The organism is Clostridium chromiireducens (assembly GCF_003575225.1).
Classification (GTDB): Bacteria; Bacillota; Clostridia; order Clostridiales; family Clostridiaceae; genus Clostridium; species Clostridium chromiireducens.
The window spans coordinates 64,195-76,153 of sequence record NZ_QXDJ01000004.1; the positions used below are offsets into that span (position 1 = coordinate 64,195).

10 protein-coding genes are annotated in these 11,959 nt (G+C 28.7%); all 10 read right to left on the minus strand.

Annotated elements, in window-relative coordinates:
- Positions 1-6: 6 nt before the first annotated feature.
- The 10 genes from D2A34_RS16125 to dxs all read right to left on the minus strand — a co-directional run bounded on the left by D2A34_RS16125 (position 7) and on the right by dxs (position 11,945).
- On the minus strand, positions 7-1,017 hold the full coding sequence (locus D2A34_RS16125) for a type II toxin-antitoxin system antitoxin SocA domain-containing protein (protein WP_119367324.1): 1,011 nt from the start codon (positions 1,015-1,017) through the stop codon (positions 7-9).
- A gap of 37 nt (positions 1,018-1,054) precedes the next feature.
- Positions 1,055-1,456: a hypothetical protein gene (locus D2A34_RS16130; RefSeq protein WP_079439511.1), complete on the minus strand. Its 402-nt coding sequence runs from the start codon at positions 1,454-1,456 to the stop codon at positions 1,055-1,057.
- A 193-nt stretch (positions 1,457-1,649) separates the two neighbouring features.
- Entirely contained in the window at positions 1,650-2,942 is a 1,293-nt protein-coding gene (gene uraA, locus D2A34_RS16135; protein ID WP_079439512.1) for a uracil permease, read from the minus strand.
- Between the two features lie 465 nt (positions 2,943-3,407).
- On the minus strand, positions 3,408-4,223 hold the full coding sequence (spo0A, locus tag D2A34_RS16140) for a sporulation transcription factor Spo0A (protein ID WP_079439513.1): 816 nt from the start codon (positions 4,221-4,223) through the stop codon (positions 3,408-3,410).
- Positions 4,224-4,819: 596 nt separating this feature from the next.
- Positions 4,820-6,010, minus strand: coding sequence for a SpoIVB peptidase (gene spoIVB, locus D2A34_RS16145; RefSeq protein WP_079439514.1), 1,191 nt, complete (start codon positions 6,008-6,010; stop codon positions 4,820-4,822).
- 232 nt (positions 6,011-6,242) lie between these two features.
- Positions 6,243-7,928, minus strand: coding sequence for a DNA repair protein RecN (recN, locus tag D2A34_RS16150; RefSeq protein ID WP_079439515.1), 1,686 nt, complete (start codon positions 7,926-7,928; stop codon positions 6,243-6,245).
- Between the two features lie 18 nt (positions 7,929-7,946).
- Positions 7,947-8,399: an arginine repressor gene (locus D2A34_RS16155; RefSeq protein WP_079439516.1), complete on the minus strand. Its 453-nt coding sequence runs from the start codon at positions 8,397-8,399 to the stop codon at positions 7,947-7,949.
- Complete coding sequence (locus D2A34_RS16160; protein ID WP_079439517.1) at positions 8,396-9,250, minus strand: NAD(+)/NADH kinase; 855 nt, start codon at positions 9,248-9,250, stop codon at positions 8,396-8,398. The genes D2A34_RS16155 and D2A34_RS16160 overlap by 4 nt, the downstream gene beginning before the upstream one ends.
- Positions 9,251-9,266: 16 nt before the next feature.
- Positions 9,267-10,076 carry a TlyA family RNA methyltransferase gene (locus D2A34_RS16165; RefSeq protein ID WP_079439518.1) on the minus strand — a complete coding sequence of 270 codons (810 nt, stop codon included), beginning with the start codon at positions 10,074-10,076 and terminating at the stop codon, positions 9,267-9,269.
- Positions 10,077-10,088: 12 nt separating this feature from the next.
- Complete coding sequence (gene dxs / locus D2A34_RS16170) at positions 10,089-11,945, minus strand: 1-deoxy-D-xylulose-5-phosphate synthase (RefSeq protein WP_079439519.1); 1,857 nt, start codon at positions 11,943-11,945, stop codon at positions 10,089-10,091.
- Between the last annotated feature and the right edge of the window lie 14 nt (positions 11,946-11,959).

Consider the following 11,959-nt stretch of genomic DNA (forward strand, 5'->3'; position numbering starts at 1 on the left):
CTCTTTCTACATCGATATTTTATTAAATAAATCAGTGCTGTATTTTTGAATATCTAATAGATTTAATATATTATATTTTTCTTTAACACTTATAACGTATTCTGAAATTAAACTTTTATCTATTATTATCCCAAAATCTTCTTCGTCTAAATCTGTAGAACATGTATTTTTTGTTCTAGATAATATCCAAGGTGCTTCATTTTGAGTCATTTGTTTTATAATTTTCCCACTATAACAACCATAAAACTTTATTACACTTTCTACAATATTTCTTTCAAAATCATCCAAAGTTAATTTGTCATTACTTAAAATCCCGCGATGAACCTCTTTATAACCAAATATTCTATATCTTTCACGTATACTTGCATAAACAGGCCCATCAATTGCAGCTTTACAATCCTCTTCAAAAATAAAAGTATTTGTAAACATGTAATAAAAACTCTGTACAAAGTATAATAATTTTTGTAGAGTTAAATCTGTAAAGTCCTCACCTCTAATTAAAATATATTTTATTACAGCCTCCATCTTCACTTCAATAATTTCTGCATTTAATAAATTTCTAACTGTCTGCCTACTTTTACTGTAACTAATTACATCTAATTTATCTCTGTTTGTTTGTAATACTATTGAATAATAATCTATGCTTTCATATATTTTTTTAAGCACATTGGAATGATCTTTTAGAGGCATATCTCCATTCAAATATCTTTTTAACGTATAACTCTTCCATCCTAGTAATAACGATAATTCCTCATTACTTATAGAATATTTAGTTAAGATATTCTTAATTTCCATAATACTAATAATATTATGTCTTATTTTATATTTTTCATATAATACATTCAAATTGTGATCGCAGATATCAGAAACAAAAATTTCGTTGCCACATGCTTCGCAAATAGCCTCTTTAGCCTCAAAACTTATTTCTTCATTATTCAAAACAGAAGTTTTTTTATTTCTTTGTAATTTATACTCTTTATTGCTCATACAACGTTCACAGTATGCTAAATTCTTCATATATATATCCCTCCTTTAAAGGTTGGAACTAATAATTCTATTTAAAAAGATATGTACTAGGTTTATTTCTCTTATGCATCGACACTATAATTCTATATTCTTCTAAATCGCTATGTATTATATTAAATTTCAAATATATATCAACCAATTCTTTAATTCCTTCAATATTATATAATTCTTCCTGAGAACAAAAGACATATAAATTATTTTGTTCTATACCCTCTTTCATATTTTGAAGTCCATAACAGAAATTTGTATACTTTAAATTGAATAATATATGGATACGTTTATTTTCGTTTATGTTATATTCCTGAATAAATTGAATATTTTCAAACTTGTTATCTTCAAAAGATATTGTATATCTACCTTCTAAAGCACAATCTCTTATAATTTCCACTAGATTTTTGATTTGATTCTCCGAGTAATCTTTTAATAACATTTTTTCACCACCTTAGCAAAATATAGATTATATTTTACATAACAAAAGCGTATCATCTAAAAGTATGTGTGTCAATAAAAGCTAAAAACAAGAACTTTGTTTATACTTAACGTAAAAAATAAGGGATAATAAAGATTCTTCTCCATTATCCCCTGTACATTATCATTTAAATTTCTTTATTTTCCGAGCAATTTTATTCTGCTTCGTTCATAATTCCTAGTTTATCGAAAATCATGAAACAAATACTTATTAACATTGCTACAATTGTAGCTAATCCCATTCCTTTTAGCTCGATAGTTCCTAGCGTTAGTTTTATACCACTTAATCCTACTATAAATACTACTGATGTAAGTATTAAATTTCTTGATTTAGCGAAATCAACTTTTTCTTCAATAAAAGTTCTTAAACCAGATGTTGCTATTGTTCCAAATAATAAGAAGCTAATACCTCCTATTACTGGAGTAGGAATTGTACTTATAAGTGCTGACATCTTTCCTGAAAATCCTAAAACTATAGATATTAATCCTGCTCCTACAATTACATATACACTATATACTTTAGTTAGTGCTAGAACACCAATATTTTCACCGTAAGTTGTTGTTGGCACAGAACCAAACATTCCTGAAATAATTGTTGATAATCCGTCACCTAATAAAGATCTGTGAAGTCCAGGATCTTTTGCTAGGTCCCTACCTACAATACTGCTTGTAACTTTTAAATGCCCAACATGTTCAGCTACTACAACAAAAGTTGCCGGTAGTATTGTTAATATTGCATTCATATTAAAATGAGCAACCTTTATGTTTGGTAATACAAAGAAGTTTGCATTATTTACAGTACCAAAATCTACTAGTCCCATACAAAATGCTGTAATATATCCTACAATTACCCCAATAAGTATTGGTATAACTTTTAAGAATCCTTTTAATAATACATTACATAAAATCACTGTACCCAACGTTACCATTGAAACTATTACCCATGTTACATTTAAAGTAGGTGAATTACTTAATCCTACTGGAAATCCTGCTTGATCAGCAGCATTACTAGCAAGTTCTAAACCTATAATTGTTATTATTGATCCCATAGCTGCTGGTGGGAATAATTTATTTATCCATCCCATTCCAGTATATCCTACAATAATTGCTATTACTGAAAACGCTATTCCAACAAATACAAATCCACCTTGTATAGTTTGGAAATCATAACCTTGGCTATATAAAAGTAAAACTGGCGAAATAAATGCGAAACTTGATCCTAGATAAGCTGGAATCCTCTTTTTAGTGATAAATGCATATAGTAATGTACCAATACCATTAAAAAATAGGACTGTAGTTGGATCAATTTTGAAAATAAGTGGCACTAAGACTGAAGCACCAAACATTGCGAATAAATGCTGGATACTTAATGGAATTGCCTTCTTTAAAGATAATTTCTCTGTTACGTCTACAAAATCTTTTTCATTTTTAATATTATTATTTGTCATATGTTCCCCCTTCTTAGTTTCTCTGAACTAAATTAAAAGTATGCTTTACAAAATGTAACACAAATATATGTATTTTGTCAATAACATTATAATATTTTCAGTTAATTATTTAAAAATTTCACAAATGTGAATTCATTAATTTACTTTTAAATGCCACAATGGTTTTGTAATCACTTTCAAGTATTGCCTTAATAATCTCTCTCATCTGCATTTCGCATTTTATTTTCTCCTTTGTTACATATCTATAATTCTTAATTCGCAACTTCTTTTTTTAATCTAACACTATTTTTATTATTTTTGTAATTCTCGGCAATAAAAAAACATCTTTTGTATATCAGTCTTAAAACCGAAGTACAAAAGATGTTTATCTAATAATTCAATTTAATCTTTATAGGTATAAAACGTTGAAATCCATAGTGATTTTTATAGATATTATTGCCATGACATTTCGCACAAAGAATCCTATTAAGACACTTTATTCTTAAGTCTTAATTTATCAGCTATAATCGCGATAAATTCACTATTTGTTGGCTTGCCTTTATCATTATGAACTGTATATCCAAATAATCTGTTTATAGCCTCTATTTGGCCTCTACCCCATGCAACTTCTATTGCATGTCTTATTGCTCTTTCAACTCTTGAAGCTGTTGTATTGTACTTCTTAGCTATTGAAGGATATAACTCTTTAGTTACTGCTGATAATAATTCCATATCGTTAACAACCATAGTTATTGCTTCTCTTAAATACATGTACCCTTTAATATGCGCAGGTACTCCAACTTCATGTATGATACTAGTAATTTCTGTTTCTAAATCTATAGGTGTCTTTGTTTTTGTTTCATTTGAAGAAATAATTGATGATTGATATGAAGTTCTAATACTTGTTTCTTGAAGTGTAGAAGAATTAAACATTTCTCTTATTCTTTTTGTAAATACTTCCATATCAAAAGGTTTTACAGTATAATAATCTGCTCCTAGTGTTATAGCCTGTTGAGTAATTTTATCCTGCCCAACTGCTGATAATATTATTATTCTTGGAACTTTCTCTAATTGCATTGTATTTAATTTTTCAAGTACACCTAACCCATCTAGATGAGGCATGATAATATCAAGAATTACCAAATCCGGTTTTCTTTCTACAATCAGCTCTAATGCCTCTCTCCCATCTTTTGCAATTCCTGTAACAATTATATCTCTCTGATTTAATAAATAATCATTTAAGATGCTACAAAATTCCTTATTATCGTCAGCAATAAGTACAGATATTTTTGAATCTTCCATATCTTTTTCTCTCCTTTTGTCCATTCTAAAATTATGTTTAACTTTTTATTTTATTTACCCATATAACCTTTCTTATTGAATAATGTCACTCTAAAATTTTTATAACATAAGGTTATTTCAACAAATTTTTGTAAGATTTCTTTTTATTATAGGGGTATGTACCTTTCTTATTGAATATCCATTAATATATTTAATCTTCGGTAAATATTTAATAGGTTTTATTGTTTTAATGTATTTATCTTCCACTATTTGTAAATTATACACTTTTTTTCTCAGAAAGTAAATAGTTTATATTAAAATACTTTTAGGTATTTTTATAAATAAACTTGTAACTATATATTTCCTTAATTCTCAATTATTTAGATAATATATATTTATTATATAATTATATTACTTTTTCTACAATGTATATTTATTATAGTAATAAAATTATACCAAATTTATTTAATTATGCTGAAAATTCCTAGACAAATCTATTTATTCTACTATTTTTCTTCAACAACACTTTTTAATGAAATTTTGATTATTTTAAATTCTGACTGTTACTATCATAAAATAATAAAATTAGGTGAAGCATTCTGCTTCACCTAATTTTATTATTTTATTATTCCTGCATCTTGCAGCATCCATTCAATATATATACCATACCCTGTATCTGGCTTATTTATAAGCACATGTGTTATAGCTCCTATAATCTTTCCATTTTGTATTATGGGACTTCCACTCATTCCTTGGACTATTCCTCCAGTTTTCTCTAGTAAGCGTGGATCAGTAATTTTAATTACCATACTTTTTGAACCTGCATTAGATTGATTTAATAATTTTTCAATTTCAATATCATATTCTTGAGGTCCAGTTTCATCAATTGTTGTTATTATTTTTGCTTTTCCTGTAGTTATTTCATCCCTAAATCCTACTTTAAGCGGTTTTATTTTTTTGTTTAGTGCTTCAGTATTTTTAATTTCTCCAAATATTCCACTTTGCGTGTTCTTATCGATGCTTCCAGTTGGATTTTCTTCATTTAAGAAAATTCCTTTTAATTCACCCGGTGAACCTCTTTCACCTTTTCTTACACTTATTATTGAAGATTCTAAAACATCTCCTTTTTTGATTAAGAAAGGTTCATTTGTATCACAATCTGTAATTGGGTGGCCTAACGCACCAAACTTTTTCGTTTTGGCATCAAAAAACGTCATTGTTCCTACTCCTGCTGTGGAATCTCTTATCCATAAACCGATTTTATAATCTTTATTATTTTCTTTTTTTAAATGTATTATTTTTGATAGATTTTCTCCATTTCTTAATATATCGACTTTTATATCTTCCTTATCACATTCCTTAATAGTTTTTAGTAAGTCAAGAGAATTTTCCATTTCTTCATCATTTATCTTTAAAATGACATCTCCAATTTCTAATCCTCCAACTTTACCAGGACTTTCTTCTTTTTTATTGTCAATCTCTATATCAGAATATCCTACAATCAGTACACCTTCACTATTTACTCTTACACCTATTGGATTTCCACCTGGATAAAGTTCTAATTCTTTTATTTTTTGAACTTGTAAAGATTTCAGTGGTATCATTCCTAAAAACTTTATTTCATACTCATCATCATTTTCACCAGATTTATTTATTGTATTTCCTATAGGTGCAATCGATAATACTGTTTTTTCATCTTTAGTGTAGATTTTATTTGGCAATTTCCTTATACTTATTGTGGTCATTAAAATTAGAATCAGGATTGGAGTCATAATTAAACTAGTTGTGCATAAAAGTTTTTTCTTCATATTTCTCTCCTCCTTCTACTTACTAATATTAATTTCCCCACTGCACTCAAGTCTTATCCTATAGGAACGTTGTTATTGTAGACAAAAAATTTAGCATCTACTAAATTTTAAGTATATATATTTTCATTTCTTTTACATCTTTTATTAAAAAATTCGAAAGCAATTTAAACAAAAAAATAAAACCACGCAATCGCATGGTTTTATTTTTACCAATTTTTATTTTGATATGTATTTATTTTTTAATTTCTAATTTTTTTGCTTCACTTAATCTTATCATTTCTTTGACATTATTTAATGTTGCCTCAGTAACATCATCACCTGCTAACATTTTACTTATCTCCAATTCTTTTTCTTCTTTTAATAATATTTTTATTTTAGTAAATGTCTTATTGTCCATTACTCTTTTCATTACAAAATAATGATAATCTGATAGAACTGCTATCTGTGGCAAATGTGTTATACATAAAATCTGATGTGTTTTAGATAACTGGTACATTTTTTCTCCTACTCTTTGCGCAACTGCTCCACTAATTCCTGTATCTATTTCATCAAAAATTAGTGTAGGAATTTCATCTTTTTCTGCAAAGACACATTTTAATGCTAACATTATTCTAGACAACTCGCCGCCAGATAACACCTTTTCTAATGGCATCAACGGTTCTCCTGGATTTGTTGATATTAAAAAACTTACATCATCAAATCCTCTTTCATTAAACTCTCCTTGTATCACGCTTATTTCCATTCTTGATTTTTCTAAGCCTACAAACGCAAGTTCTCTTAATATTTTTTCTTCAAGAAGCTTACTTTTATCTAATCTAAGATCATGAATAACTAAAGCAACTTCCTTCATTTTAGATAAGATTACCCTTTCCTTTTCCTTAAGGGCTTCTATTATCTTTTCTGAATTTACTATCTCATCATATTCCTTTTTTATTTTTTCATGATATTGTAAAATTTCCGGAATGGTCGGTGCATACTTTTTCTTATAAGTATTAATCTCATAAATTCTAGCATTTACTTTATCTAAAGCATCCTGATCATAAACTACATCTTCAGCCATATCTCTAATTTCATGGCTAGCTTCCTCAATAATATAAAATGCCTCTTCAATAGCCTCCTTATTCTTCTTAATTTTCTCAAAGTGGCTTTCTACATTTGATAGTTCTTGAATTACCTTTGAAATTGAGTCAATTACACTAAATTCTTCATTTCCATTTAAAATCCCAAATGATATAGCTAAACTATTATTTATTTTTTCAGCATTTGCTAAAATATTATACTCTTCTTTTAATGTTTCTTCTTCATTCTCTTTAAGTTTAGATTTTTCAATATCTTCAATTTGAAATTTTAAATAGTCAAGTAATTTCTCTCTATCTGTATTTCCAGAAATCCTTTTTATTTCTTCTTTAACATCAAATAGTTCTTCCCTCAAATTACTGAATTTATTTAAAGGATCTATTATTTCATTACCTATAAAGCCGTCCAAATATAATATATGAGTATTTCTTTGTAACAGATCCTGATTTTGATGTTGTCCATGAATGTCCAAAAGTCTTGCTCTAATCTTTCTTAACTGTGATGTAATTAAGCTTTTTCCGTTAACTTTGATTAAATTCTTTCCACTTATGTGACTTTCTCTAGAAATAATTAATATATCATCATTCTCAATATCTAGTTCTTCTAAAACAGTTAACACTTTTGAATTTTCTATTGAAAATAACGCTTCTACATAAGTTTTATCTTCACCAGTTCGTATTAAATTTTTGGAAAATTTACCACCAAGAACAAAGTCTATTGCATCAATCATAATAGACTTTCCAGCTCCCGTTTCTCCAGATAATATATTAAATCCTTCACTAAAATTAATTGTCAGTTCCTCTATTAAGGCAAAATTTTTAATATTTAATTGAATCAGCATTTCATCCCACCCTTAAATTTATGATGACATTCTTTTTCTTATCTTATCTACTAAATCCTCAGCACTTTCAATACTTCTAACTAAAATAAAAATTGTATTATCTCCAGCTACAGTACCTGCAATATCTGCACTTTCCAGATTATCAATAGCCTCAGCTGTAATTGGCGCTGAGCCAGTTATGGTTTTTATGACAACCATTTTATCTACATTTTCTACAGAAAGTACAGTATTTGCCAAAATGTTACTTAATCTATCTATGATGTTTTTTTGTTCCCCTGTTGACACTACATATTTAGACTTACCATTACCTGACTGCATCTTAATTAATTTCAAATTCTTTATATCTCTTGATACAGTAGCTTGTGTTACATCAAAACCTTCTTTTTTCAATACATCTGCTAATTCCTCTTGAGTTTCTATTTCTCTTGAACCTATGATTTCCAATATTTTTGTATGCCTTTTTGATTTCAAAGTTTCTCACCATCACATTCTTTAGAATTATTTAAAATCTTACTTCTTAATACTTTAAAATAATCATAATCATCAAAAACAAGTAATTTTACATTCTTTTTATTTTTGCTTAATTTCACTGAGGTTTCGTGATCAATTTTTATTGCTTTTTGGCCATCCACAGTTAAATATATTTTTTCTTCTTCATGATCTGCATATATTTCAATCAGACTATCACCCTTTAATACAATAGTTTGCATGCTTTTTGTGTGCGGACATATTGGTGTTATAGTTATTAGCTCCAAATCTGGATATATAAATGGACCTCCTGCCGAAAATGAATATGCTGTAGATCCAGTTGGTGTAGCTATTATTAGTCCATCACCTTTAAACGTCGAATATATTTTGCCATCTACGAATATCGTAAATTTAACCATCCTTGATAATGTTCCTCTAGCTAGTACTACATCATTCAACGCTTTTAGTTCTTCGTTATTTGTTGGTGATTCAACTTTACAATTAAGCATCATTCGATCAACAATTTTGTATTTGCCACCTTTTAATTTTTTCAATGCAATATCAATATCTGATATATCAACACTTGATAAAAAACCTAAATTGCCTATGTTTATTCCTAAAATAGGTGAATTAAAACTTTTATTTAGCGATCTAGCTATTCCTAAAAGAGTACCATCTCCGCCAAGAACAACAAGTAAATCAATACCACTCAAGTCCTGTTTTTCTATATCAAAAGAATTAAAAACTGCTACATCATTAACATTAAATTCTTCTCTAAATTTTTTAACAACCATATTTAATATTTTATCATCTTTGTCTTTTGACGGATTAATTGCAATCCCAATATTATTCATAGCTCCTCCAAAGAAGTTAAATTTCTACGTGTGATTCTTCTACTACTATATCTATATCTTCTAATCTAAAATCACTTTCTTTATTCTTATCTTTCGTAAAATAGACCAAATATTCCCTATTCCCCTCTGGTCCTTTAATTGGGGAATAACCTACTCCCAAAATATTTAATTCTTGTTGAATTAGAAAATTAACAATATCATGAACTACTTCTTTATGAGTACTTATTTCTCTTACAACACCTTTTTTACCAACCTTTTCACGACCTGCTTCAAATTGAGGTTTTATAAGTGCTACAACTTCACCGCTGCCTTTTAATAGATTCAAAGTTGCTGGCATTATCTTTTTTAATGATATAAAAGACACATCTATTGAAGCAAAATCCAAAGGCTCTCCTATATCCTCCAATTTAACATACCTAATGTTTGTTCTTTCCATGCAAACTACTCGATCATCAGTCCTTAACTTCCATGCAAACTGTCCATAACCAACATCTACAGAAAAAACTTTAGCAGCTCCATTTTGAAGCATACAGTCAGTAAAACCACCTGTAGATGCTCCTATATCCATACAAACTTTATTTTCTAATGAAATATCATATGAGTTCATAGCTTTTTCTAATTTAAGTCCGCCTCTACTAACATACTTAAGAGTTTCTCCTCTATATTCTATATCAGCACTAAAACTTACTTTTTCACCTGCTTTATCTACTTTTTGGCCATCAACATAAACTTTCCCCTCCATTATACATGCTTTCGCTTTTTCCCTAGAAGTAATTATGCCCTTTTCAACTAAAAGTAAATCAAGTCTTTCCTTTTTTTCTGCCATTTGTTTCTCCTTTTAATCATAAAGCTTTATAACAGCCTTACTTATGTTTTCGCAATCTAATTTGTATTCTTTATATAAAACATCTACATTTCCTTGAGGAATAAATTCATCATTATAACCAAGTGACCTAACAGTTCCTTTATAATCAATATCACTTAAGTAATTTTTTATTGCCGAACCTAATCCACCTTTTAAGATATTATCTTCTATTGTTAAAATATTATATCCTTCTTTTTTAATTTTTTCTAGTAAATCTTTATCAATTGGTTTGATGAATGTTGCATTTACTATTGTTGGATTTAATCCCTTTTCATATAATATATCCTTTGCAAGCATTGCGTGTTGAACCATTTTGCCAGTTGAAATAATACATACTTTAGAGCCTTCACTCAAGATCTCCCATTTACCTTCTACTACTTCTTTGATTGGAGAAAGTGTATTTATTATGTTTCCACCACGTGGATATCTAATAGCTACTGGTGCATTCCTATTTAACGCCCATTTTAACAATACTTCGACCTCTTCTAAGCACTTTGGAGTCACAATATGTATATTGGGAATCATTGATAAATATGATAAGTCATTAATACCTTGATGTGTTTCACCGTCTTCCCCAACTATTCCTGCTCTATCTATTGCAAACACAACTGGAAGATTTTGAATGCAAACATCGTGAAGTACTTGATCAAACGCCCTTTGTAAGAAAGTTGAATATACAGCAAAAACAGGCTTTAATCCATTGCTAGCCATTCCTGCCGCTAAAGTTACAGCATGCTCTTCTGCTATACCTACATCAAAAAATCTATCTTTATACTTTTGTGAAAAACATCTAAGTCCTGTTCCTTCTGGCATTGCCGCAGTAATAGCTACTATTTTTTCGTCTTCCGCCCCAAGGTTTGTTAATGCTTTACCAAACGCTTTTGAGTAACTATTTTGAGGAGATACGTTTAATTCCCCACTTTCTAGATCAAACTTACCAACTGCATGATACTTACTAGGACTTTCCTCGGCTAAAGCATAACCTTTTCCTTTTTGAGTTAGAACATGTATTATTACTGGTCCACTAACTTCTTTAGCTTTTATAAAAACTTCAGTCATTACATTTATATCATGGCCATCAATTGGACCAATATATTTCACTCCCATATTTTCAAAAAGCATTGAGGGTACTACTAATTGCTTTATGCTATCTTTAACTCTAGATATTTTTCCTGCTATATTTTTTCCTAAATCTGAATTTTCTAAGGATGCGTGAATATCAGTTTTTAGCTTATTATATCGAGGTGCTATTCTGAGTTTATTTAAATACCTAGAAAGACCTCCTACATTTCGTGAAATTGACATTTGGTTATCATTTAGAATTATGATTAAATTTGTTTTTCTAAATCCTACATCATTTAAAGCCTCAAGGGCCATTCCTCCTGTTAGGGCACCATCACCTATTACAGAAATTACACTATATTTTTCTTTATTCAAATCTCTCGCTCTTGCAATCCCTAAAGCTGCTGAAATAGATGTACTACTATGTCCTGTATCAAAATAATCATATTTACTTTCATTTCTCTTAGGAAATCCACTGAGTCCATTATGCTGTCTAAGTTTTTTGAACCCATCTTTTCTCCCAGTTAAAATCTTATAAATATAACTTTGATGACCTACATCCCAAACAATTTTATCTTCATCAAAGTTAAAAGCCTTAAATAAACTTAATGTTAATTCTACCACACCTAAGTTGGACGCTAAATGTCCTCCTGTTTTAGAAACACTATCTATTAAGAATTCTCTAATTTCATCACTTAAAACTTTAAAATCATTTTCATTAAGCTTTTTTAAATCTTCTGGGAAGTTTAATTTATCTAACAACTTCATAATAATCAGTCCCT

Bases quoted from the DNA above. Each gene is read 5' to 3' on its own strand.
- uraA (WP_079439512.1), bottom strand. From the start codon at position 2,942: ATGACAAATAATAATATTAAAAATGAAAAAGATTTTGTAGACGTAACA.
- spoIVB (WP_079439514.1), bottom strand. From the start codon at position 6,010: ATGAAGAAAAAACTTTTATGCACAACTAGTTTAATTATGACTCCAATC.
- dxs (WP_079439519.1), bottom strand. From the start codon at position 11,945: ATGAAGTTGTTAGATAAATTAAACTTCCCAGAAGATTTAAAAAAGCTT.
- D2A34_RS16165 (WP_079439518.1), bottom strand. From the start codon at position 10,076: ATGGCAGAAAAAAAGGAAAGACTTGATTTACTTTTAGTTGAAAAGGGC.
- recN (WP_079439515.1), bottom strand. From the start codon at position 7,928: ATGCTGATTCAATTAAATATTAAAAATTTTGCCTTAATAGAGGAACTG.
- D2A34_RS16130 (WP_079439511.1), bottom strand. From the start codon at position 1,456: ATGTTATTAAAAGATTACTCGGAGAATCAAATCAAAAATCTAGTGGAA.
- D2A34_RS16160 (WP_079439517.1), bottom strand. From the start codon at position 9,250: ATGAATAATATTGGGATTGCAATTAATCCGTCAAAAGACAAAGATGAT.
- spo0A (WP_079439513.1), bottom strand. From the start codon at position 4,223: ATGGAAGATTCAAAAATATCTGTACTTATTGCTGACGATAATAAGGAA.
- D2A34_RS16125 (WP_119367324.1), bottom strand. From the start codon at position 1,017: ATGAAGAATTTAGCATACTGTGAACGTTGTATGAGCAATAAAGAGTAT.